Source organism: Buttiauxella sp. B2, assembly GCF_006376615.1.
Lineage (GTDB): Bacteria > Pseudomonadota > Gammaproteobacteria > Enterobacterales > Enterobacteriaceae > Buttiauxella.
In genome coordinates this window covers 24,313-48,354 of the sequence record NZ_VEXQ01000008.1, presented here as the reverse complement: position 1 = coordinate 48,354, position 24,042 = coordinate 24,313, and the positions used below count along the sequence as shown (strand labels likewise).

Sequence of the window (24,042 nt, the reverse complement as noted above, 5' to 3'; positions counted from 1 at the left end):
CCTCCCGTTTTGGAGGCGTTAGTGTGTCCGAGCGTTGGCTGGCTTGCAAGCTTTCATTAACAGACTAATAACACACAATAATTACGAGTCTAAATCGTTAACCTGGCTAACTTTAATATCCATTTTCATCTGCGTTGACTCCCCTTCTCCCAGTAAAACTAATCCCGGCTGCCCAGCCATATTATGAGCGTTGACAGGATGGCTTTGTGGCTCAAGGCAAATGAACGGCTCGTTAGCCATACGAAACACCATCAAATACGGTGTGTCGCAGCTAAGTTCTACCCGCATCTCGTCAGTTTCAATCATTGCCACGCCATTCCAACCGGAATAACCGACGTTCAACCACTGATTATCCGGTGCTTTCGCATGAATAAAATTCGTTTGCGCCGTTAACTTACCATTCCACTCTTTTGGTAAATGGCTAGCACCTTCAGGCCAGAATCCTGTCGCACCAAATTGCACGAGCGTGGAAGGAGTGAGATGGAAAAAGGGATGAAAACCCAGCCCGTAAACCATCGGTTTACTTCCCAGGTGAGTCAGCTCCAGTTCAGAGATAAAACACTGTTCTACCAGCCGGTATGTCAGCCGCGCCTGATAATCAAACCCACAACAATGCTGGCTTTTAAGCGTGAGCACAATCTGTAGCGCATCGTGCGTTTCCACCTTCCAGGTTTTCAGCCAACCGTCGCCGTGCAAAAAGAACTGATCATCAACAGGGCTTTTTGGCAATGTGATGGTTTCACCGTGCAGTTGAAAAGTATTTCCGGCGACCCGGTTTGCCAACGGTAACATGGGGAACTGCGCTTTTTCTCCCGCATTAAATACCGGTTGCTGATGAGTTAATGATTCCAGGCTGAGAACTGCCGCCCCTTGCGGGGCGACGGTTAAGCGCAGATGGTTGTTTTCGAGCACCAAACTTTGCATTTTAGTGCGCCACTTTTTCTGCGCGTGCTTTCGCAGCCGCACCATGCTGCTCTGCCATGCGTTTTTCCAGCGCTTCCAGACTCACGCCTTTGGTTTCAGGAACATAACGACGCACGTACACAAAGCCCGCCGCACAAATCACACCGTAAAGCAGGAAGCTACCCGCAGCACCCAGACTTGCGTTTAACAATGGGAACGTATATGTCAGCAAGAAGCAGGCAATCCACAGCGCCAGAGTCCCCATCGACATGGCAAGACCGCGCACCCGGTTAGGGAAAATCTCTGAAAGCAGAACCCAGGTAACCGGTGCCAGCGTCAGTGCATAAATAGCAATCGCCGCCAGAACCAGGATTAACACCGGCAACCCCATAATCCCCAGGCCGTATGCCGCGCCGATTAAGGCATAAATGATGGTCAACCCTGCTGCACCAAATAGCATCAGTTTGCGACGGCCAATTTTATCTACCAGCGGCAGCGCTGCCAGCGTGAAGATTAAGTTGATCAAACCAGTGGCTACAATGGATTTCAGCGTGCTGTTGATATCAAACCCGGCGGAGGCAAAAATCTCCTGCGCATAGTTGAAAATCACGTTAATTCCGCACCATTGTTGGAACACCGCCAACACCATACCAATGATAATGATCGGCTTAACTTTCGGTTGCCACAACGCACTCCAGGTCACTTTTTGCGTGTCATTGTTCAACGTTTGCAGAATGTCATTCATCGTGTCATCGGCATATTTCTGGTTACCAATGCGCTTTAACATCTGGTGAGCACGTTCATTTTTACCAGCACGTGCCAGCCAGCGTGGAGATTCCGGAACAAAGAACATCAGTACTAAAAACGCCAGAGCCGGAACCAGTTCCGCGCCAAACATCCAGCGCCAACCCACCTGCCCGTTCCAGCTTTCAGTGATTTGCTGCATGCTAGCGGCAGTCCCCACCGGTTCGGCAATCATCAGGTTGATAAGTTGTGCCGCCAGCACGCCAATCACAATGGTTAGCTGGTTGATGGCAACAAACTTACCGCGTTTTTCCGCAGGGCTAACTTCCGCGATATACATCGGGCTTAACGCCGATGCAAGGCCAATCCCCACGCCACCCACGATGCGATAAACCACAAACATGTCGAAATTGCTGGCCATCGCCGTACCCCAGGCGGAAGCAGTAAACAATATCGCTGACATGATCAACGGTGTTTTACGCCCGAATTTGTCCGCACACCAACCGGAAATCAACGCACCAAAAATACAGCCGACCAGGGCTGAGCTCATCGCCCAACCGGATTGGGCGGGATCGGTAATCGAAAAATAGGCTTCATAGAACGGTTTCGCTCCGCCAATAACTACCCAGTCATAACCAAATAGCAAACCTCCGCAGGCGGCCACCAGACAGATAGTCCAGATATACCCCATACGTAATTGTGTCTGCGCAGTGTTCATTGTAATTCCTCATTCGTATTGTAGAGATACAGAGGGGCGGGTGCGCAAAATTCAATTTACCACCCGCCGTTTATTGTTATTTCACTGCTCAGGCAAAGATGCCGCGCTGCATTGCCAGTTGCAACAGATGCGCTTTGTCGTGAGCAGGATTTTGTGAAAGTAAGGCTTTGAGTGCTGCTTCAAACTCGGGATATTCTTCAAGTCCCAAATGCCCAAGAGCTGCGACAAACAGGCAATGCTGTTGATGCGCTGATTGACGATCGGCATCCAGCGCCACCAAATCCGGCAATGAGACGGCAAAGAAATCAGGTTCGGACAGGTGATTGAAGTGCGCGTCAGCCCAGGTAATAAAGCGACGAAATTGCTGCTGTGCTTGCGCTTTTTCGCCTGTACGCACCAACGCCATTGCCTGGTAAAACAGGTAATCAACGGGCTGGTCGTTGTAGTAACGTCCAGCTTCGAGCGTGGACCCACCTTCCAGTGCGCGATCGAAATACTGCTGTGCACGTTCAGGCTGTTGCTGTTGTTGAGCACACCAGCCGAGCAAATACCAGATATCGTTATCACTCTGACCGACTAAGCGCCCTTCACCGAGGTTTTCCGGGTAGCTCAGTGCCTGCTGAAGTAACTCCTCCGCCTTACCAAACTGTTTATCAGCAATGCATTCCAGCGCCCGGCGTTGCAGGTTAATCAGATACTGCCCGGTGACTTTGCCCTCGCCGCCTTCCCATGGATGGAATTTACGTTGCGCCAGCACCTGTGCCGCGGCCTCGGTATCACCGTGAATGTTCCACAAACTCAATAATTCAGCAGTGAGATCATCGCGTTTAAGCACTACGTCACGGCGTGCGGCAAGGTTTGCCAGCCGCTGCACGGTGGAACGACCATTAAGCTTTTGCAGGAAATCGAGTTCAAACAGGAAGCGAGCGTTGTCCGGCTCAAGTTCAACCGCGCGTTGCAGATACTGTTCTGCAAGCTGGACATCATGTTTTTTGTTCCAGGCATGGATCCCCAGTACGCGCTGCACTGCACCAAACTCAGGTAGCTGCCCTGCGGTAAATTTCCAGCACGCAACCGCTTCGTTATAACGGCGTTTGCTGTACCAGAAACAGCCCAACAGATACTGAGCAAAACCATCAAGAGGTAGGTTTTGCAGCATTTGTACTTCATCAAGTGTGTTCGGGAAGCGTACTTTACGGGCAAAATTCTCCTGAGCCAGTTGTACAAAAGCCTGTTGCTGAACGCGGTTAGTTTCCAGAGCCGCTCGCCATAAAAGCGGCATCGCTTCTTGTGAATCCAGAACGTTCAGCATCTCTTTCGCCGCCGATTCACAGCCGATACTCACCAGCCATCCCGCCAGCACACTGGCATTCACACCGCGCTGTCCGGTGACGCGTAACAGTTCGGCTCGGTCAGTTTCGTTTTGCGTAATAGCCCAGCGGGCGTAGTGCAGAACGTAACTCAGTGGGTACTCCTCAAGCTGTTGCGCAATCCAGGTAAGTGCCTTTTGTGACGAGCCTGTTTGATGCAGAACCAGCGCTTTTAGCCCCATCGCCAGGTTATTGCTGGCGTTGAATTTCAGGCTTTGAGTCACAAATACCAGCGCCTGAGTTGCATCGCCTTTGCGTAATGCCAGGCGCGCCAGTGCGTAGAACGCAGCATCACGGCAGTTACCGCTCCAGCTCGCTTTGAAGTAATCATCAAACGCAGCATCGAATTCGCCCTGCTTTTCTTTTGCCGCACCGCGCAACATGCTGGCATCGCCGTTTTGCGGATTCTTATTCAGACGATGGGCCCGTTTCAGTGCGCCATCAGCATGCTGTTCGGCTAACACCCAATTGCCACGGTTAAATTCAAGCCGGCCGAGTGCCACATTGCAGCGGTAATCTTGTGGATCTAATTCCAGCGCACGCTGGTAGTAATCAAAGGCCGAGCGGCTGGCATGCAGGTATTGCTCAAGATGCTGGCCGATAAAATAAAGCTCATCGCAATTCGCGATTTCCTGCGGTTTAGCAGGTACGCTTGCAGGCTGCGGCAGGGGCAAATCAGCCGGAATATGTTCGCAGTAGCTGAGAATGAGATTGCCCTGAGCATCACGCAGATTCAGCGTCAGCCGCTGCGGCCAGTTTTCGTTGAGAGTTTCCTGCCACGCCTGCGCCGGTTGCAATGAAAGCGGTCTCTGCCAGAGCGTGTTCCCTTCGGCTTGAATTTCAAGTGTGGTTTCAGAAAGCGGTGCGATGGCGTACACGCCAAGGTGCAATTCACCGTTGTGACGCTCCAGTTTCATCGCCGCCTGAGTGTTGGCATTTTGCAAAGTGCCAAGCTGGCTGTACGGAAGGAAGTTCTGTACGAAGACTTTCTCTTCGTAGGGTGCAATCCAGGTGAAATCTGGCTGATTATCGGTAAACACACCGGTCATTAGTTCGATATATGGGCCGTTTTCATCAGTCAGATTGCGGTCCCACGCCAGTCCGAAATCGCAGTTTCCCCACGTCCACTGTTTCTTACCTGGGGAAACGTGATGATCGGCAATGTGCAGTAAACCGCCCTGTTCGCCGTGATGGTAAGCGCCGACAAAATCGTAATCTGATTTATCCGCCATATACGATGTTGGCACCGGGATGTTTTTGTAACGCGAGATATCGACGCCTGCGGAGTAGTCGACTTTGTAGTAGGTTCCGTGGGCAATCGGGAAGGCAGAAACGTCACGTTTCCCATGGTCGAATACCGCTGTGACATCTGGTGGGAATACACTTTGGTGATCATCGCCACCTTTCACCGCCGGATTCGCCCACCACAAGAAGTGGCGTGGTGTCGCATTACCGTTGAACACTTTGCCGGTGATTTCGATCAGTGCTTTTTCCGGGTAAAGCGTGAATCCGGTCATGACCTGCAAGCCACGCATCGGTTCAACTTCGCCAAGCCATACGGTTTGCGCACCGTTGTCATGTTTCTGGAAAGCCACGTCCACCGGCATGAAGGTGGTCGGGCGATGGTGCTGCGGCCAGTTAAATTCTATACCGCCGGAAATCCACGGCCCGACCAAACCCACCAGCGCCGGTTTCACGACTTCGTTGTAGTACACGAAATCACGTTCCATCACTTTGTCATACGCACGATGGATACGTCCGCCCAATTCAGGGAGCAACATCACGCGGATAAAATCGTTTTCAATCCACACCGCTTTGTAATCACGCATCTCGCGCTTGCCGGTGAGAGTATCTATCACGCCGTATGGATAAACGGCACCGGAAGAACCCTGATAAACACGATTTTCCAAAAACATTGGGTTCGGGTCTTCTGCACCTGTAGCCCAGGTGGGTAAAGCAATCGTCTCTTGCCAGACGTTAACGGCTCCGTACATTTCGCTTCTCCAGTAAACAAACAACAGTGAAATACGTTATGTTTGCAGTGTAGAGAACTCATTACGGCTTAGAGCGCTTAATGCTCACACAATAAAGTTAACGGAGTTTAGTGAAATGTATAATTCAGGGCTGAATAACCAACGAGTACGACAACTCAATCGCCAGACGATTATGAAGCTGGTGTGGCAGCATAAGCAGCTAAGCAAATCGCAGTTTTCTCAGTTCACTGGCCTTTCGATTCCAGCAGTTAGCAAGATCCTCGAAGAGTTAGTGGGCGATGGCAAATTAAGCCATTCCAGTGAGAATCTCAGTAACCGCGGTATTAACAGTGGCAGTTATCAAATTCCGCCAGACGGCGATTTTATTCTTTGCATGAATGTCACCCCCACCAGCATTGAAAGCCAACTTTGCGACGCGCAGCTTTCACCCAAAGGGGAATTTGAACGTATTCAAGTGAATGCCTCCACACCGCAAGCATTGCTGGCCGCTATTGAAAATATCTGGCGCAACCAACGCAAAACATGGCCGAAGAAAACCATTAACCTCGCATTGGGTATTCACGGGCAAGTCAATCCGGTTACCGGTGTATCGCAAACTATGCCGCAAGCACCGTGGCGCGAGCCGGTAGAAATCAAATATCTCCTGGAAGAAAAACTCGGCGTGACAGTGCGCGTAGATAACGACTGTGTGATGCTGGCGTTGGCGGAAAAATGGCAGAACCCGGCTAATCGCCAGGACTTCTGTGTGATAAACGTCGATTACGGGATTGGTTCATCGTTTGTGATAAACGGGCAGATTTATCGCGGCAGTCTCTACGGTAGCGGACAAATCGGCCACACAATTGTGAACCCTGACGGGATGGCGTGCGATTGCGGGCGTTACGGATGTTTGGAAACCGTGGCCTCGCTGACGGCGCTGAAAAAGCAGGCGCGCATCTGGCTTAAATCCCAGCCGGACGCACCGAAGCTGAACCCCGACTCAGTAACCTCCACGCAACTTATCAATGCCTGGCACGAAGGTGACGAACAGGTTCGCCGCTGGGTAGACAGCGCGGCAAACGCCATTGGCCTGAGTCTGTATAATTTTCTCAATATCCTGAATATCAACCAGATTTGGTTTTACGGTAGAAGCTGCGGGTTTGGGGATAGCTGGTTGGCGACTATTAACCGGCAGATTGGTTTTAATCCCTTTGATCACGGAGACACACTCAAAATGAACGCCACGCAGATCGATTTCGGGCAGCTTACCCGTGCGCAGCAGGTGATGGGCATTGGCTATTTATACGTCGAGGAAGCGCTGACCGGCTAAGCGGGAGGTTTTATTAAGCCGCTGTTTCTGGCGCAGTTTGTGGTTGTGTATTACGGTTAATTTGAACCTCCTCACAAATTGAGACCGATATGAACACATTACGCTATTTCGATTTTGGTCAGTCGCGCCCTCTGATGCTGCTGATTGCCCGAATAGCCCTCGTGCTGCTGTTTATTATTTTTGGCTATCCGAAAATGACCGGTTTTGACGGAACGGTACAGTACATGGCAACCCTTGGCGCGCCGCTGCCGATGGTGGCTGCAATTATTGCCGTACTGATGGAAATTGTTGCCGCCATTCTGATTGTGCTCGGCTTCTTCACTCGTCCGCTGGCCATACTCTTTATTTTCTACACCTTAGGTACCGCAGTGATTGGCCACCATTACTGGAATATGAGCGGCGATGCGGTGGTACCCAACATGATTAATTTCTATAAAAACATCAGCATTGCCGCCGCCTTTTTGCTACTAGCAATTGTCGGCCCGGGCAGTATTTCACTCGATAAACGTTGAGCTCATTTTTGCCATAAAAAAAGGCCGCTTTCGCGGCCTTTTTCATACTGAGCAGTCTTATGCGTAAACCGGCAAGCGGGCGCAGATATCCAGAACTTTCTGTTTGGTACGTTCGATAACCGCTTCATCATTGATGCTATCTAACACATCACACATCCAGCCAGCCAGCTCGCGAACATCGGCTTCAGTGAAGCCACGGCGAGTGACTGCTGGTGTACCGATACGGATACCGGAGGTCACAAACGGGCTCTTAGGATCGTTTGGCACGCTGTTTTTGTTCACGGTGATGTTTGCACGGCCAAGAGCTGCATCAGCTTCTTTACCGGTCAGGTTTTTATCAACCAGATCCAGCAGGAACAGATGGTTATCCGTACCGCCAGAAACGACTTTGTAACCGCGCTCAAGGAACACAGCAACCATAGCTTTTGCGTTCTTAGCTACTTGCTGCTGATAAGTTTTGAACTCAGGCTCCATAGCTTCTTTCAACGCAACAGCTTTACCCGCGATGACGTGCATCAGTGGGCCGCCCTGCGCGCCAGGGAATACAGCGGAGTTCAGTTTCTTATACAGCTCTTCGCTGCCGCCTTTTGCGAGGATTAAACCACCGCGCGGGCCTGCCAGTGTTTTATGTGTGGTCGTCGTAACAACGTGCGCATGTGGAACTGGGTTGGGGTAGACGTCTGCTGCAATAAGACCCGCAACGTGCGCCATATCAACGAACAGATATGCGCCAACCATGTCTGCGATTTCACGCATTTTTGCCCAGTCAACTACACCGGAGTAAGCGGAGAAACCACCGATAATCATTTTCGGTTTGTGTTCTTTTGCTTGTTTTTCCAGGTCTACGTAGTCAATGTGGCCTGTTTCATCGATACCGTAAGGAACGATGTTGTACAGCTTACCGGAGAAGTTTACCGGGGAGCCGTGAGTCAGGTGGCCGCCGTGTGCCAGGTTCATACCCAGAACGGTATCGCCTGGTTCCAGCAAAGTGGTGTATACCGCGAAGTTAGCCTGAGAACCGGAGTGCGGCTGTACGTTTGCGTAATCAGCGCCAAACAGCTCTTTTGCACGGTCGATTGCCAGTTGCTCAACCACGTCAACGTATTCGCAACCGCCATAGTAACGTTTGCCTGGGTAGCCTTCAGCGTACTTGTTGGTTAACTGAGAACCCTGAGCCTGCATCACACGCGGGCTGGTGTAGTTTTCGGAGGCGATCAGTTCAATGTGCTCTTCCTGACGTACTTTTTCTTGCTCCATAGCCTGCCACAGTTGGGCATCATAATCGGCAATGTTCATTTCACGTTTTAACATTCGCATCTCCAGACTCAGCTAACAGTAAAAATTCGAACAGCTTTGAGGGCTCTCTCAAACAACGGGCAACAGTGTAAACCGAATCGGTATTGGGTGATAGGTCTTGACAGAGGTTTTTACGCAAACGATTGGCTTGGCGCCCTGCAAGGGTTTGAAGGCAAAAGTTGTTAGCTATTTCAACGGATATTAATTCATCACCAACATGCAGAAAATTCATGTTCTGTGACCCATGTCGACCCCGTGAGTATCCATTTACAATGTAGTTCTTTTTTTTAATCTGATTATTTTATAAGATGCATTTAAAATACAACATTAACTCTACATGCCAGAAATCAGGAGCTATACCATGCTTGATGCACAAACCATCGCCGTTGTGAAATCCACCATTCCCCTACTTACCGCCACTGGTCCAAAACTTACCGCGCATTTTTATGATCGTATGTTTAGCCATAATCCTGAGCTAAAAGAGATCTTTAATATGAGCAACCAGCGCAATGGCGATCAACGTGAAGCGTTGTTTAATGCTATCTGTGCGTACGCCACCAATATCGAAAATCTGGCGGCGCTGTTGCCTGCTGTTGAAAAAATCGCACAGAAGCACACTAGCTTCCAGATCAAACCTGAGCAGTACGACATTGTTGGTGGCCATTTGTTGGCGACGCTGGATGAAATGTTCAGCCCGGGCCAGGAAGTACTGAATGCCTGGGGTAAAGCTTACGGCGTGCTGGCTGGCGTGTTTATCAATCGCGAAGCTGAAATCTACCAAAGCAACGCGGTTAAAACGGGTGGTTGGGAAGGAACTCGTGCATTCCGAATTGTGGCAAAAGAGCCGCAAAGCACACTTATCACCAGCTTTGAATTTGAACCTGTGGATGGCAAACCCGTAGCTGATTATCAGCCCGGCCAATACATTGGTGTGTGGTTGAAGCCAGAAGGTTTCCCACATCAGGAGATTCGCCAGTACTCATTGACCCGCAAGCCAGATGCCAAAAGCTATCGCATAGCGGTTAAACGCGAAGATTTGGGCCAGGTTTCAAGCTGGCTGCACAACCATGCGCAAGTCGGTGATGAAGTGCATCTTGCCGCGCCAGCAGGTGATTTCTTTATGGATGTTGCCACCCAGACTCCAGTTACGCTGATTTCAGCAGGCGTTGGCCAGACACCCATGCTGGCAATGCTTGATACATTGGCGAAAAATGCCCATCAGGCCCAGGTTAACTGGTTCCATGCAGCCGAACACAGCGATGTGCATGCATTTGCCGATGAAGTGAATCAGTTGGGTGAACAGTTAGCGTGCTTTGAGCGTCATGTCTGGTATCGCACACCGAGCGAAAGCTGCCATGCACAGGCAAAATTTGATAGTGAAGGTTTGATAGATTTGGTGGCGCTGGAAAGCAAAATCAGCGCGCCAGATATGCAGTTTTATCTGTGCGGCCCAGTGAGTTTTATGCGTTTTGCGGCGGAACAGCTAGTGAAGTTGGGTATTGAGCAGGACAGGATTCATTACGAGTGCTTTGGTCCGCATAAGGTGATGTAATTTTCTCCTCACCCTAACCCTCTCCCCGAAGGGGCGAGGGAGCTGGAGCCGAGTTGATTTCACCCTCGCCCGTAAGGTTGAGGGTATAAAATCAAATCGCTGCGTCGTCTTCTTCGCCGGTACGGATACGCACCACACGCGCTACGTCAAAGACAAAGATTTTACCATCGCCGATTTTACCGGTTTGCGCGGTGCGAATGATGGTGTCTACACAGGTATCGACGATATCGTCGGTGACCACAATTTCAATTTTTACTTTTGGCAGAAAATCCACCATGTACTCAGCACCACGGTACAGTTCGGTGTGACCTTTTTGGCGACCGAAACCTTTAACTTCCGTTACCGTCATGCCGGTGATGCCAACCTCTGCCAGCGCTTCGCGTACATCATCCAATTTGAAAGGTTTAATAATCGCATCAATTTTTTTCATAGTTCTCTCTATCTTTCCGCACTTCATCAATGGTTCAACCTACCACAGACTACTCTTTAAAGTCATTGGCATCGAGCTCATGCCTTGAGAGTAATTTGTAGAATTCGGTACGGTTACGCCCCGCTACACGTGCAGCTTGGGTGACATTTCCTTTGGTCATTTGCAGCAATTTTCGCAGGTAATTTAGCTCAAACTGATTACGTGCCTCGACAAAAGTCGGTAGCGCGGTGTTTTCTCCTTCCAACGCCTGTTGAACCAGCGCTTCGCTGATAACCGGGGCAGAAGTCAGTGCAACACACTGTTCAATTACGTTGACCAATTGGCGCACGTTGCCAGGCCAGCTTGCCGCCATCAGACGCGTCATGGCATCCGTCGAAAAACTGCGTACAAACGGTTTATGGCGATCGGCTGATTGGCGTAACAGATGATTCGCCAACAAAGGGACATCTTCAGCTCGTTCTTGCAGCGCCGGGATCTTGAGGCTCACCACATTCAGGCGGTAGAACAAGTCTTCACGAAATTCGCCCCGTTCCATCGCTTTGGGTAAATCGCGGTGGGTGGCCGAGAGAATACGCACGTCGATGTCGAGGTCGCGGTTGCTGCCTAGCGGGCGCACTTTGCGTTCCTGCAGGACACGCAACAGTTTGACTTGCAACGGGATTGGCATATCGCCAATTTCATCAAGGAATAATGTTCCACCTTCCGCGGCCTGGAACAACCCTTCCCTGCTACTCACCGCCCCCGTGAAGGCGCCGCGCGAATGACCAAACAGTTCGGACTCCAGCAACTGCTCCGGCAGCGCACCACAGTTAATAGCGATAAACGCTTTTTTGCTGCGCGGGCTGGCGTTGTGAATGGCTTGAGCAAGGATCTCTTTGCCAGTACCACTTTGCCCATGAATTAACACGCTAACATCTGACTGCGCCACCATGCGCGCTTGATCCAGCAAACGTTGCATAATCGGGCTACGCGTGACGATGGTATCGCGCCACATGTCGTCCCCGGCGATAACCGAGTGCACCAGCGCATCGTCAATGGCTTTATAAAGCGCGTCTTTATCAACAGGCTTGGTTAGAAAGCTAAATACACCCTGTTGCGTTGCGGCAACAGCGTCGGGAATTGAACCATGAGCGGTGAGTATGATTACCGGCATTCCCGGCAGTACTTTCTGGATTTCGGCAAACAGCGCCATACCATCCATCTCGTCCATTCGCAGGTCACTAATCACCAGATCTATTTTTTCTCGCCCCAATAGACGCAGCCCTTCGGCACCACTTTCAGCGGTAGTGACGGTGTAGCCTTCACTGGTCAGGCGCATCCCAAGAAGTTTGAGCAAACCAGGATCGTCGTCAACCAGCAGTAATCTGGCAGGTTTACGCTGTGTCATGGTTTTGCCTCCGGCGCGGGTTTGGTATTGTCCGGCAATTCGGTACTGACCGGTTTACGGCTAGAGAGCTGTCGTTCAATATCCGTGAGGTTTTCCAGTTTTCGAGTGGTCAAGCTTAACTGACTTCGGAGCCGTTGCTGCTGCTCACGTAGCGTATCCAGTTCGCTATCGGTGGATTGCTGGAGCTTGCTGTAACGCGTACGTTCGTCCGAAAGTGCCAGCAGTGAAGCTTGCCCATCGCGCCAGACCTGGAATAACGAGCGCACCTGCGCAGGAACTTCAGCGGTCATCGCATCCAGTTTAGTCATGTAACGACGACGCTCAGTAGGCGTAATTTTGGCATTTGCCAGCAAAATGCCGCGTTTAAAGGTGTCACGCCAGCTATCAGAAGGCCAGCGACGCGCTTCCGCTCGAGCCTGAATAGGTGCTAAACGTTCGGCACAATCCATAGCCCGCAGCCAATAAAGCGGGTTTTTCATGGACTCGTAATTCTGGTTTTGCCAGATGTCTTCGCAATCTGTCGACATATAATCGGCCAGTTTTTGTTCAGGTTCTTCTATTGGCTGTGGGTGTTTTATGTTTTGGGCCACTGTGCTCTGAACACAGCTCGCCAGCAACAACGGCAGTAACAATGCTGATATCGGGCGAAAAATAGTCGCTTTCATTATTTATTCATTCTCGGGAAAAACAGGCAATTCAATACGGAAGCAAACATCCGCCGTTTCATCGTCAATCAGGTGCAATTCACCATGCATTCGGCGAATACAATCCTGGGCAATACTCAACCCCAAGCCACTACCTTTAACTGCACCTTTACGCTGGCGACTTCCCTGATAAAAAGGTTCAAATATCATCTCTCGTTCCGCAGACGGAATAGGGTCGCCCGTGTTACCTACATCAATATGGAGCGTATTCCCTACCTGTGAGCTTCGTAGATAAATGGTACCGGATTCAGACCCATAGTGCACCGCATTGGAATAGAGATTATCCAGCACGCTCATTAACAACATAGGTTCTGCAAGGCAAGGTACTGGGCTGAAATCACATTCGGTACGCATCATTTTAGCCCGTGCTGGCAAACTGTGAGCGGCGATAATCACATCCACTAACGGTGCCAGCTCAACTTTTTCCAACTCGACTGGGACATCGGCAAGTTTGCGGTTGTAATCCAATAATTGTTCAATCAATTTTTGTAAGTGACGGCTACTGTTATCAAGAATTTCCACCACTTCTTTTTGGTCGTTAGTCAGCGGCCCGACGACCTGATCGGCTAGCAGTTCAGTACCTTCACGCATGCTAGCAAGCGGGGTTTTTAATTCGTGGGAGATATGGCGTAAAAACTCATGTCGCTGGGATTCAAGCCAGGAAAGGCGCTCGCTTAGCCAGACAATCCGCTGCCCTACTGAACGCAATTCGCGCGGCCCTTTAAACAGTACGGCATTGCCCAGGGAATGCCCTTCGCCGAGCAAGTTAATCATTTGTTCGATGCCCTTTACCGGGCCGATAATCATGCGTGTGAAGATAATCACAAGTGCAACGCTCAACAGGAATAATACCAACGCTTGCCAGCCAAAGAACTGCCCGCGCTCGGCAATTTCTTGCTGAAGTTGCTGCCCTCGGGAAAATACCACCGCACGGGTCGCCTGCACCATTTCAGCATTTGCCGTGGCGAACGTTTCAAGATGTGCAGCGGAGGCAGTATCTGGCCCACTATTTTTGCACTGTATTTCGGCGAGATCGTTTAGCGACTGGCGTAAGGCATGATAAAGATGATTGTCGGGCAAAACGCCCGCATGAGCTTCGAGCATCTGAGCGTAGCGTTTACGCTGCCCCTGATAAACAGTCGCAAGTGTTGCATCATCAAGCACACAGTACTGGCGGTAACTTCGTTCCATTTCCAGCGCCACGTTCGTCATGGCTTCACTGCGACGCGCATCGACAAGCGTAGTGCGGTTAGTCAACGCAGCCTGATCGCTAAGCGCATTAAGGCTTTGCCAAGCTTGCCATGCCAGAACTAATAGAGGAACCAACACCAGCAAAAAGGCCATCATGACAAGCTGGCGTAAGGATCGTGGGAAAAAATGCCACTGGTTCAATAGCTTCATCTCATTCATTGGCTGTATGACATGATGCTAGCGGGGATCGGCGGGAGTTTAAAGTCTGGAAGCTCAGAAACAACAAAGGCAGAGAATAATCTCTGCCTTTGTTCTGGAATCAGGCGGTGCCTTACTCAACGTTTCGCCCGGAGCATGATAAAGCAGTACGAGACTGACAATAATCAAAAGGTGGACGGCAGGCACCTGGTGTGCGTCATTCGAAGTCTATGTAGCACTGCCCTTTCGGGGACTGACATAGGATGGTGAATGAGCCACTGCGCAGTATTATGCATTATATGTGCCATTTCTACCAATAATAATTTACATAATTGTTTCTATTATGTTTATTTATATTATTTCTCTTTCAACAACCTATTCACTTTTCATCGAAAATGTCGCCTATTAGCAACACAATGAAAGAGTTAATTTAAATTAATTAAAATTCAATGTGTTAAATGTCTCCTATTTGAGACAGGCAAAAATGTGTAATGTCGGGAATGGGTGACAAAAAAATCCCTGCCGAAGCAGGGATTGCGTATGAGCTTAACCGAGTTGCTTACGCGCATTACGGAAAATACGCATCCATGGGCTATCCTCGCCCCACTCTTCCGGGTGCCAGGAATTGCTGACGGTGCGGAACACACGCTCTGGGTGCGGCATCATAATCGTAACTCGCCCGCTTTCGTTGGTTACCGCAGTAATCCCGTTTGGAGAGCCGTTCGGGTTTGCAGGGTAGTCTTGCGTGACTTTGCCGAAGTTATCGATAAAGCGCAGCGCCACCAACCCTTTACTTTCAAGTGCAGCCAGATGTGCGGCATCGCGTACTTCAACATGCCCTTCACCATGAGAAACGGCGATTGGCATATGCGAACCGACCATACCTTGCAGCAACAACGACGGGCTTGAAGTGACTTCAACCAAACTGAAACGTGCTTCAAAACGATCTGAATGGTTGCGCACAAAGCGTGGCCACAGGTCACTGCCCGGAACCAATTCACGCAGGTTCGACATCATCTGGCAACCGTTACACACGCCCAATGCCAGGGTTTGCGGACGGTGGAAGAAGGTTTCGAACTCGTCACGCACGCGTGAGTTAAAGAGAATGGACTTAGCCCAGCCTTCACCCGCGCCCAGTACGTCGCCGTAAGAGAAGCCACCACACGCCACCAGCGCCTGGAAATCTTCCAGACCGCGACGACCAGCCAGCAAATCACTCATATGAACGTCGATAGCATCGAAGCCCGCACGGTGGAAAGCAGCTGCCATTTCAATGTGGGAGTTAACGCCCTGCTCGCGCAGTACGGCAACTTGAGGGCGTGCACCTTTGGCGATAAACGGTGCCGCAATATCTTCTTTAATATCGAAACTCAGTTTAACGTTCAGACCAGGATCGTTGTCATTGGCTTTCGCTTGATGCTCTTGATCGGCACAGTCTGGATTGTCGCGCAGGCGCTGCATCTGCCAGGTTGTTTCCGCCCACCACATGCGAAGCGTGGTGCGGCTTTCGCTAAACACCGCGTGGCCATCAGAAGCCAGAGTGAAACGGTCACCGGGTACAGCCTTACCGAGGAAGTGAACGCAATCGGCCAGGCCGTGGTCTGCCATCGTTTTCTCAACCGCTGCACGATCCGCCGCTCTCACCTGAATCACTGCACCCAACTCTTCGTTAAACAGCGCTGCCAGATGATCGTTACCCAGCGTTGCAATATCCGCCTCCACACCACAGTGACCGGCGAACGCCATCTCTGCCAACGTCACCAACAAACCACCATCGGAACGGTCATGGTAGGCCTGCAGTTTTTGCTCGGCTACCAGTGCCTGAATCGCATTAAAGAATCCTTTAAGCTGTTCAGCGCTGCGCACATCAGCAGGTTTGTCACCCAGTTGGCGATAAACTTGAGACAACGCGGTGGCCCCCAGTGCGTTGTGGCCTGCGCCCAAATCAATAAGCAACAAGGCGTTATCTTCTTCGGTGCGTAGTTGCGGCGTAACAGTACGGCGAACGTCTTCTACACGAGCAAATGCAGTGATTACCAGTGATAGCGGAGAAGTCATCTCACGCTGTTCAGTGCCTTCCTGCCAGCGGGTTTTCATCGACATAGAGTCTTTGCCCACCGGAATAGTCAGACCAAGCGTTGGGCAAAGTTCTTCACCTACTGCTTTCACCGCTTCATAAAGACCTGCGTCTTCACCTGGGTGACCGGCTGCAGACATCCAGTTCGCCGAGAGTTTAATGCGGTTCAGTGCACCGATTTGCGTCGCTGCAATGTTAGTAAGCGCTTCACCGACAGCCAGACGACCTGATGCAGCAAAGTCCAGCAGTGCGACAGGCGCACGCTCACCGAGGGACATCGCTTCGCCGTAATAGCTATCAAGGCTTGCGGTGGTTACCGCACAGTTAGCTACCGGGATCTGCCACGGCCCAACCATTTGGTCGCGGGCAACCATGCCGGTAACCGAACGGTCACCGATGGTCACAAGAAATGTTTTTTCCGCAACGGTGGGTAAATGCAACACGCGGTTTACCGCATCAGCAATCGTAATGCTACGGCAATCTAGCGCATCACCTTTCGCTTTCAGGGTTTCAACGTTACGTTCCATTTTCGGTGTTTTGCCGAGCAGAACGTCCAACGGCATATCAATCGGTTGGTTGTCGAAATGGCTGTCACTAAGCGTCAGATGTTTTTCTTCGGTAGCTTCACCGATGACGGCATATGGCGCGCGCTCGCGGCGGCAGAGTTCGTCAAACAACGGCAGTTGGTCTGGTGATACCGCAAGAACGTAACGCTCCTGGGATTCGTTACACCATACTTCCAGCGGACTCATGCCTGGTTCGTCATTCAGAATTTTACGCAGATCGAAGCGTCCGCCACGACCACCGTCGCTAACCAGTTCTGGCATCGCGTTGGAAAGACCACCAGCGCCCACATCGTGAATAAACAGGATTGGGTTAGCGTCACCCAGCTCCCAGCAACGGTCGATAACCTCCTGGCAACGCCGCTCCATTTCAGGGTTATCACGTTGTACGGAAGCAAAATCCAGATCGGCATCAGACTGACCAGACGCCATAGAAGATGCCGCACCACCGCCCAGACCAATGTTCATTGATGGGCCGCCGAGGACTATCAGTTTCGCGCCAACGGTGATTTCACCTTTCTGAACATGATCGGCACGAATATTACCTATACCGCCCGCCAGCATGATTGGCTTGTGGTAACCGCGCAGCTCTACACCATTGTGACTATTGACTTGCTCTTCATAAGTACGGAAGTAACCAGTCAGCGCTGGTCGGCCAAATTCGTTGTTGAATGCCGCTCCGCCCAGTGGGCCGTCGGTCATGATATCCAGCGCAGTCACGATACGATCTGGCTTACCGAAATCTTCTTCCCACGGCTGTTCAAAACCAGGGATACGCAAGTTCGAAACGGAGAAACCAACAAGACCCGCTTTTGGTTTAGCACCACGACCAGTCGCACCTTCATCACGAATTTCGCCACCGGAACCTGTCGCAGCACCCGGCCATGGAGAGATAGCGGTTGGGTGGTTATGGGTTTCGACTTTCATCAGGATATGCGCATCTTCCTGGTGATAGTCGTAGCGCCCAGCGTCGTGGTCAGCAAAGAAGCGCCCTACTGACGAGCCTTCCATCACTGCGGCGTTATCTTTATAGGCTGATAACACGTAGTCAGGGGTTTTCTCGAAGGTATTTTTAATCATTTTAAACAGCGATTTGGGCTGTTCTACGCCGTCGATAATCCAGTCGGCATTAAAGATTTTATGGCGGCAGTGTTCAGAGTTCGCCTGCGCGAACATATACAGTTCGATGTCGTTCGGATTACGTCCAAGCTTAGTGAACGCATCCTGTAGGTAGTCGATTTCATCTTCTGCCAGAGCCAGGCCCAGACGGATGTTAGCTTCCACCAACGCTGCGCGCCCTTGCGTTAGCAGGTCAACATTTTGCACAGGTGCTGGTTGATGTTGGGAGAACAATTGCTGCGCATCATCAAGCGCGCCAAAAACGCTTTCCATCATGCGGTCATGCAGCAATGCCGCGACCTCCTGGCGTTGTGCGTCGGTCAGTTGGCTCGCGGTGACGTAATACGCAACGCCGCGTTCCAGACGCTTAACTTTTGCCAAATCGCAATTATGAGCAATATCGGTAGCTTTGGAGGACCAGGGTGAGATGGTACCAGGACGCGGCGTGACCAGAATCAGGTGGCCGGTCGGGGCGTGGTCGGCAAGGGTTGGACCATATTTCAACAACCGTTGCAGGCGGGCGTGCTCTTCAGCCGTTAGCGGCGCGTCGAGATCGGCAAAGTGAACATACTCGGCATAAATGTCGCTAACCGGAAGGTTGGCATCATTCAAGCGGGCCAGTAATTTGTTAATACGAAATGCCGATAAAGCGGGCGAACCACGCAGAATTTCCATCATCAAAGATCTCTCGTCTTCGAAACGCCAGGGGGACGCTTCAGTGGGCGCAAGGGGAAAACGGGCGCTATTATAGAGAATCCGTCGCCGTGACGAAACCGTTTGCGTATAAATAAAAAGATTAGTTTTCACTGGCGTAAATTTAGCCAGAAATGTTGAATAAGTTGCACAGTGGCGTTTTGTTAAGCAAAATGCGCCACACCTTTTTAAAGATCCTCCATTTTTGATGCCTGTTGTTAGCTAAAACCCTACGCACCGCAGAAGATTAACTATTTGAAAAGATTTAAAATTAATTATCTGCTTATCGGTGCCGTAACCGTGTTGCTGGCAGTGGCGCTATGGCCCTCCATTCCCTGGTTCGGACAAGCCGAAAACCGTATTGCCGCCATTCAAGCGCGGGGGATTTTGCGCGTCAGTACTATTCAGTCACCTTTGACCTACATCGTTTATCAGGGGAAGAAGATCGGTCTGGATTACGAACTGGCCCAGCAGTTTGCTGATTATCTTGGCGTGAAGCTGGAAGTGACCGTTCGGCCCAATATCCAGGAGCTATTCGATGATATTGATAATGACAAAGCCGATGTGATTGCAGCAGGCCTGGTTTACAACACGCAACGCAGCCAACATTACCAGGCAGGACCAGCATACTATTCTGTTTCCCAGCAGATGGTTTATCGCATTGGAAGTTTCCGTCCGAGGACTCTGGCAGACGTTAAAGAAAATCAGTTAGTGCTCTCACCTGGCGTAACGTCTCTTAATGCTTTGAACAAACTGAAAGAACAAAAATTCCCAAATTTAAGCTGGCAAGTCGATGAGCAAAAAAGCAGTACCGAGTTGATGCAACAAGTTGTCGACGGGAAGATTGCTTTTACCATTGCTGATTCCGTTGCCATTAGTACGTTCCAACGCGTTCACCCAAAACTTGCTGTCGCCCTGGATGTAACGGATGAGCAGCCAGTTACGTGGTTTAGCGCGTTAGATAGCGACGACAGCCTTTCCGCCGCCCTGCTCGATTTTTATAATCGACTCAACAGCGATGGCACATTTGCTCGCCTGGAAGAAAAATATCTCGGCCACGTTGGTGATTTCGATTATGTCGATACCCGCACATTCCTTAAAGCGGTTGATACCGTACTACCAAATCTACAGCCGTTATTCGAAAAATATGCCACAGAAATAGACTGGCGTTTATTGGCCGCTATTTCGTATCAGGAATCGCACTGGGATGACCAGGCCACTTCACCCACCGGTGTACGTGGGTTAATGATGCTGACCAAAAACACAGCGCAAAGTCTTGGCGTATCCGACCGGTTAGACCCGGAGCAAAGCATTGAAGGGGGAAGTCGTTATCTGAAAGATATGATGTCGAAAGTTCCTGAAACAGTGCCCGAAGAAGAACGCATTTGGTTTGCATTAACGGCGTACAACATGGGATACGCCCATATGCTGGATGCTCGCCAACTTACCGCGAAGCAAAAAGGTAATCCTGACAGCTGGGCTGATGTGAAAGTGCGGCTGCCATTGCTGAGCCAAAAACAGTATTACAGCAAAACAACTTATGGCTACGCCCGCGGCCATGAGGCTTATGCGTATGTGGAAAACATCCGTAAATATCACATAAGCCTTGCGGGGTATTTACTCGAAAAGGAAACTCAGGTGGCACAAGAAGAAAAATATGCTGAGGCTTATCCCGTTGTCGCCCCAGTTGAATTGCCTACTCCGCGCTTCGGGCCTTTTCCTTTAGGGCCTTTTTCTCAAGACGGCGGGCTCGAAAGAAATCACTCAGCATTGCCGAACACTCTTCTGCCAACACGCCCTCAGTCACATTAACCCGGTGATTCATTCCAAGATGGCCCAACACGTCCATTAGCGAACCAATAGCACCCGTTTTGGCATCACGTGCGCCAAATACCAGGTTACCGATACGGCCATGAATCATCGCCCCCGCGCACATTACGCAAGGCTCGAGGGTGACATAAAGCGTGGTATCTAGCAGACGGTAGTTCTGCAACACCAACCCACCCTGGCGCAGCGCCATAATTTCCGCATGTGCCGTCGGATCGTGTCGGCCAATCAGGCGATTCCAGCCTTCGCCAATCACCTGATTGTTATGCACCAGCACAGCACCAACTGGAACTTCGCCTTCTTCCCATGCACGACGCGCGAGGATAAGCGCATGACGCATCCAGTGTTCGTGGGTAAATTCACTTTCTGACAAGGGACTCTCCAGGCAACATTTTGGCGGCGCATTATACACACCAACCCAGCTATGCGAAACGGCGTTACTCAAGCTGTTGCAACTGCCCAAGCGGCGTGACGCGCCAGCGATGTTGGCAAAAATAGAGCAATGGGTTGTCCTGATTGCTGTCGCTGTAGCCACTGTAGAGTTGTAATGGCGTGCCGATTTGCTGTTCCAGTTGCGACACCTTTTCATGTCCCAGGCAGCGCAGTGTGAGTACCCACCCACCGTGAGAACGCTTAATCTGGCTGGCGATCAGTTTCACTTTAGGCAGCCACGGAGTATCGAAATAAACTTGTTGAACAAGAGGTTGTGGCGAACCGGTGATAAGCCAGACATCCGCATCTGAGCTGGTCAGATAATCGGTAAGACGTTGCTGTACCACCGGAAAGGCCGTAACTCGCTCACGGAACCAGGTGACAAATTCCTTTTCCCGTTGTTTGAGGCGCGTTTCGCTATGACCAAACGTCGCCCCCCACAGCAATAGACTCATTGGCCAGCGAGCGGCGCGCCCTTTAATCAACAACGCACCGCCTATCACCGGCAAAAGTGGAATGACAAGTAACAGATTGAGAGGTTGATGGCGAAGCAGGTAGCGCAAGAAGCTGCCAAACATATCCTGCTGATGCAACGTGCCATCTAAATCGAAAAATACTACCCGACGCTCACTCTGAGTTGCCAAACTTTATTCCTCTGGATCATTAAAGCCCATAAACCATGTAAACAAGAACCCGGCGATCACCGTTATCAGAAAGCCTAACAGATAGAACATCACTTTTCCGGCAACAATAGTTAATGCCAGTGGTAAACCTGAAATTCCGAACGTGATGACTGTTGCCACTTTCCAGTAACTGATTAGCGCTCCACCAACCGCACCGCCTAAACAGGCACCGATAAAAGGCTTACCAAGCGGTAGCGTCACTCCAAAAATCAGCGGTTCGCCAATGCCCAGTAGCCCCACAGGTAATGCACCCTTGATCAACTTTTTCAACCGTTGGTTACGTGTTTTCATTAATACGGCCAGCGCTGCACCGACTTGCCCAACCCCTGCCATCGCCAAAATTGGCAATAATGCGTTCTGACCATGAGTCTGGATAAGCTCGACATGAATCGGCACCAACCCCTGATGCAAACCTGAAAGCACCAACGGCAGGAATAAGCCGGAAAGCACCGCGCCGACAACCAAACCCCCTTTGTCGATTGCCAGTGTCGCACCGTGAGCAATCGCGTCAGAAATCAGGCCACCCAGCGGTTGCAGTGCAACAATCGCAATCGAAGCGGTAATGAGTGTCGTCAGTAGCGGATTGAGGATTAGCTCTATTGAACCTGGCAGCAAGCGGCGTAAGCGTTTTTCAATCCAACACATCAACGCCACCACCAGCAACACGGCAATAATACCACCGCGTCCAGGCTGGAGGTTCTCGCCAAACAGATGGATTTGCGCCAGTTGTGGGCTGGAAAGAATACCCGCCATCACGCCACCCATCGCCATCGAACCACCGAATACTTTAGCGGCATTTACCCCCACCAGAATATTCATGATAGCAAAAACCGCACTACCGAAGATGGCGAGCAAGCCGAGAATGTTTGGGTACTGCGTGGCAAGGTCACCCACAATATCCGGGCGTTTTAAGATGTTAATAATCCCGGTGATAAGCCCCGATGCAATAAAAGCGGGAATCAATGGAATAAAAACATTTGCCAGTTTACGCAGAGCTTCACTCATCGGTGCCTGATAACGCTCTTTCGCCTGGGCTTTATTCTGCGCGATATCATCTTCACTTGAGAGAGTCTGGCCACTGCTATGCAACAGTTCGCGCATCGCATCAACAACCTGAGCCGCACGACCCGGCCCAACAATCAGCTGATGCTGCGCACCTTGCTTCACGTAGCCGCTGACTCCCGGCAGTTTTTTCAGGCGAGCAACATCAAGCTGGCTGTCGTCATTCACTTCAACACGCACGCGTGTCATGCAGTTTTCCAGACGGGTAATATTTCCTTGCCCACCAATTCCAAACAAAATTTCACGGGCCAAAGTCGCTGTTTTATCCATGATTCAGTGCCTGTTATTTTAGTTATTCAGTGCGGGACGGAGATAACCACGACTGTCAGCCAAACGCGCTTGCGCGGTTTGGGCATCAACACCGGTGAGTATCATTAGAATGGCAGGTTTAACTTCGTAATCCGTTTGTTTGAGCGCTTTTTCAGCCTCTTCACGGGTAGCCCCTGTTGCTTCGATGACAATTCGGCACGCGCGGTCCACCAGCTTAATGTTGGTGGCTTTCATATCCACCATCAGGTTCTGATAGACCTTGCCAAGTTTGACCATCGCACCGGTAGAGATCATGTTCAGCACCAGTTTTTGTGCAGTACCTGACTTCAGGCGAGTTGAACCGGTCAGTGCCTCTGGCCCGACAACCGGAGAAATGGCAATTTCAGCTTCCTGTGCGATGGCGGAGCCCGGGTTGCAGGAAATCGCTGCGGTACGGCAGCCAAGATTACGGGCATAACGCAAACCACCAATCACATACGGCGTGCGCCCGGAAGCCGCAAGCCCAACCACCATATCGTTTGCAGTTAGATTGAGTTCTTTCAGGTCGTCTTCTCCGAGCTGCTGATTATCTTCAGCACCTTCTACTGCTTTGAGTAGAGCGCCAGGCCCACCGGCAATTAAACCAATCACCAGCCCGTGCGGAACGCCAAACGTTGGTGGGCACTCTGACGCATCCAGTACACCAAGACGCCCACTGGTTCCCGCGCCCATATAAATCAAACGCCCGCCAGCCTTAAGTGATTCACTCGCGGCATCAACAGCTTTAGCAACTTCCGGTAGCGTTTTTTCTACTGCCCCTGCAACCAGCGCATCTTGCTGATTAAAACGCTCAACCATAGCAAGCGTGGAGAGACAATCGAGATCCATCGTTTGTGGATTACGAGTTTCAGAAACGAGTGAGCCAAGATTCATCATGCACCTTTGAATATTTAATTCCTTAAAGTTTAATCATAATGGAATATAAAATTCATTCAGGCGAGCGAAATTTACGTTATTATGGGGCCGCTC

Annotated in this window: 17 protein-coding genes; 4 read left to right on the top strand and 13 right to left on the bottom strand. The window is 50.8% G+C overall.

Going from position 1 to position 24,042, the window contains the following annotated elements:
* Positions 1-81: 81 nt before the first annotated feature.
* The 3 genes from FH968_RS11080 to FH968_RS11070 all read right to left on the bottom strand — a co-directional run bounded on the left by FH968_RS11080 (position 82) and on the right by FH968_RS11070 (position 5,729).
* Positions 82-924 (bottom strand): aldose 1-epimerase, encoded by an 843-nt coding sequence (locus FH968_RS11080; protein ID WP_139879392.1) that lies wholly within the window; start codon positions 922-924, stop codon positions 82-84.
* A 1-nt stretch (position 925) separates the two neighbouring features.
* Positions 926-2,365, bottom strand: coding sequence for a sugar porter family MFS transporter (locus FH968_RS11075; protein WP_139879390.1), 1,440 nt, complete (start codon positions 2,363-2,365; stop codon positions 926-928).
* A gap of 88 nt (positions 2,366-2,453) precedes the next feature.
* A complete protein-coding gene (locus tag FH968_RS11070) occupies positions 2,454-5,729 on the bottom strand; it encodes a DUF5107 domain-containing protein (RefSeq protein ID WP_139879388.1) in 3,276 nt (1,091 codons plus the stop codon).
* A 115-nt stretch (positions 5,730-5,844) separates the two neighbouring features.
* On the opposite strand from FH968_RS11070, the gene FH968_RS11065 reads away from it, so the two are divergent.
* On the top strand, positions 5,845-7,038 hold the full coding sequence (locus tag FH968_RS11065; protein WP_139879386.1) for an ROK family protein: 1,194 nt from the start codon (positions 5,845-5,847) through the stop codon (positions 7,036-7,038).
* Positions 7,039-7,127: 89 nt separating this feature from the next.
* Positions 7,128-7,550, top strand: coding sequence for a DoxX family protein (locus FH968_RS11060; RefSeq protein ID WP_139879383.1), 423 nt, complete (start codon positions 7,128-7,130; stop codon positions 7,548-7,550).
* A 57-nt stretch (positions 7,551-7,607) separates the two neighbouring features.
* Here FH968_RS11060 and glyA read toward each other — a convergent pair whose 3' ends face one another.
* A complete protein-coding gene (gene glyA, locus FH968_RS11055; protein ID WP_139879381.1) occupies positions 7,608-8,861 on the bottom strand; it encodes a serine hydroxymethyltransferase in 1,254 nt (417 codons plus the stop codon).
* A gap of 346 nt (positions 8,862-9,207) precedes the next feature.
* Here glyA and hmpA point away from each other — a divergent pair, with 346 nt between their 5' ends.
* Positions 9,208-10,398 carry an NO-inducible flavohemoprotein gene (gene hmpA / locus FH968_RS11050; protein WP_139879378.1) on the top strand — a complete coding sequence of 397 codons (1,191 nt, stop codon included), beginning with the start codon at positions 9,208-9,210 and terminating at the stop codon, positions 10,396-10,398.
* 91 nt (positions 10,399-10,489) lie between these two features.
* Here hmpA and glnB read toward each other — a convergent pair whose 3' ends face one another.
* The 5 genes from glnB to purL all read right to left on the bottom strand — a co-directional run bounded on the left by glnB (position 10,490) and on the right by purL (position 18,745).
* Positions 10,490-10,828 (bottom strand): nitrogen regulatory protein P-II, encoded by a 339-nt coding sequence (glnB, locus tag FH968_RS11045; protein WP_002438074.1) that lies wholly within the window; start codon positions 10,826-10,828, stop codon positions 10,490-10,492.
* 49 nt (positions 10,829-10,877) lie between these two features.
* A complete protein-coding gene (glrR, locus tag FH968_RS11040) occupies positions 10,878-12,215 on the bottom strand; it encodes a two-component system response regulator GlrR (protein WP_139879374.1) in 1,338 nt (445 codons plus the stop codon).
* A complete protein-coding gene (qseG, locus tag FH968_RS11035) occupies positions 12,212-12,880 on the bottom strand; it encodes a two-component system QseEF-associated lipoprotein QseG (RefSeq protein ID WP_139879370.1) in 669 nt (222 codons plus the stop codon). Before qseG ends, glrR begins: the two co-directional genes overlap by 4 nt.
* Positions 12,881-12,883: 3 nt before the next feature.
* The gene (locus tag FH968_RS11030) at positions 12,884-14,320 is read right to left on the bottom strand and encodes a HAMP domain-containing sensor histidine kinase (RefSeq protein WP_139879366.1); all 1,437 of its coding nucleotides are present in this window, start codon (positions 14,318-14,320) and stop codon (positions 12,884-12,886) included.
* 534 nt (positions 14,321-14,854) lie between these two features.
* A complete protein-coding gene (gene purL / locus FH968_RS11025; RefSeq protein ID WP_139879363.1) occupies positions 14,855-18,745 on the bottom strand; it encodes a phosphoribosylformylglycinamidine synthase in 3,891 nt (1,296 codons plus the stop codon).
* A gap of 270 nt (positions 18,746-19,015) precedes the next feature.
* Between purL and mltF the strand changes: the two genes are divergently transcribed.
* Positions 19,016-20,572, top strand: coding sequence for a membrane-bound lytic murein transglycosylase MltF (gene mltF / locus FH968_RS11020; RefSeq protein ID WP_139879359.1), 1,557 nt, complete (start codon positions 19,016-19,018; stop codon positions 20,570-20,572).
* Here the strand turns inward: mltF and tadA are convergent.
* From tadA to murQ, 4 genes are all read right to left on the bottom strand, one after another.
* Positions 20,457-20,927, bottom strand: coding sequence for a tRNA adenosine(34) deaminase TadA (gene tadA / locus FH968_RS11015; protein WP_370451496.1), 471 nt, complete (start codon positions 20,925-20,927; stop codon positions 20,457-20,459). The two genes, mltF and tadA, sit on opposite strands and share 116 nt — an antisense overlap.
* A 97-nt stretch (positions 20,928-21,024) precedes the next feature.
* The gene (gene yfhb / locus FH968_RS11010) at positions 21,025-21,663 is read right to left on the bottom strand and encodes a phosphatidylglycerophosphatase C (RefSeq protein ID WP_139879352.1); all 639 of its coding nucleotides are present in this window, start codon (positions 21,661-21,663) and stop codon (positions 21,025-21,027) included.
* Between the two features lie 3 nt (positions 21,664-21,666).
* Positions 21,667-23,034 (bottom strand): PTS transporter subunit EIIC, encoded by a 1,368-nt coding sequence (locus FH968_RS11005; RefSeq protein WP_139879350.1) that lies wholly within the window; start codon positions 23,032-23,034, stop codon positions 21,667-21,669.
* A gap of 18 nt (positions 23,035-23,052) precedes the next feature.
* A complete protein-coding gene (gene murQ / locus FH968_RS11000; RefSeq protein ID WP_139879624.1) occupies positions 23,053-23,946 on the bottom strand; it encodes an N-acetylmuramic acid 6-phosphate etherase in 894 nt (297 codons plus the stop codon).
* Between the last annotated feature and the right edge of the window lie 96 nt (positions 23,947-24,042).

What these genes read in the sequence shown, in the direction of transcription:
- purL (WP_139879363.1), bottom strand. Translation starts at nt 18,745, where the DNA reads ATGATGGAAATTCTGCGTGGTTCGCCCGCTTTATCGGCATTTCGTATT.
- hmpA (WP_139879378.1), top strand. Translation starts at nt 9,208, where the DNA reads ATGCTTGATGCACAAACCATCGCCGTTGTGAAATCCACCATTCCCCTA.
- FH968_RS11065 (WP_139879386.1), top strand. Translation starts at nt 5,845, where the DNA reads ATGTATAATTCAGGGCTGAATAACCAACGAGTACGACAACTCAATCGC.
- FH968_RS11060 (WP_139879383.1), top strand. Translation starts at nt 7,128, where the DNA reads ATGAACACATTACGCTATTTCGATTTTGGTCAGTCGCGCCCTCTGATG.
- FH968_RS11080 (WP_139879392.1), bottom strand. Translation starts at nt 924, where the DNA reads ATGCAAAGTTTGGTGCTCGAAAACAACCATCTGCGCTTAACCGTCGCC.
- FH968_RS11075 (WP_139879390.1), bottom strand. Translation starts at nt 2,365, where the DNA reads ATGAACACTGCGCAGACACAATTACGTATGGGGTATATCTGGACTATC.
- glyA (WP_139879381.1), bottom strand. Translation starts at nt 8,861, where the DNA reads ATGTTAAAACGTGAAATGAACATTGCCGATTATGATGCCCAACTGTGG.
- glrR (WP_139879374.1), bottom strand. Translation starts at nt 12,215, where the DNA reads ATGACACAGCGTAAACCTGCCAGATTACTGCTGGTTGACGACGATCCT.
- FH968_RS11005 (WP_139879350.1), bottom strand. Translation starts at nt 23,034, where the DNA reads ATGGATAAAACAGCGACTTTGGCCCGTGAAATTTTGTTTGGAATTGGT.
- glnB (WP_002438074.1), bottom strand. Translation starts at nt 10,828, where the DNA reads ATGAAAAAAATTGATGCGATTATTAAACCTTTCAAATTGGATGATGTA.
- FH968_RS11030 (WP_139879366.1), bottom strand. Translation starts at nt 14,320, where the DNA reads ATGAAGCTATTGAACCAGTGGCATTTTTTCCCACGATCCTTACGCCAG.
- qseG (WP_139879370.1), bottom strand. Translation starts at nt 12,880, where the DNA reads ATGAAAGCGACTATTTTTCGCCCGATATCAGCATTGTTACTGCCGTTG.
- tadA (WP_370451496.1), bottom strand. Translation starts at nt 20,927, where the DNA reads ATGCGTCATGCGCTTATCCTCGCGCGTCGTGCATGGGAAGAAGGCGAA.
- murQ (WP_139879624.1), bottom strand. Translation starts at nt 23,946, where the DNA reads ATGAATCTTGGCTCACTCGTTTCTGAAACTCGTAATCCACAAACGATG.
- FH968_RS11070 (WP_139879388.1), bottom strand. Translation starts at nt 5,729, where the DNA reads ATGTACGGAGCCGTTAACGTCTGGCAAGAGACGATTGCTTTACCCACC.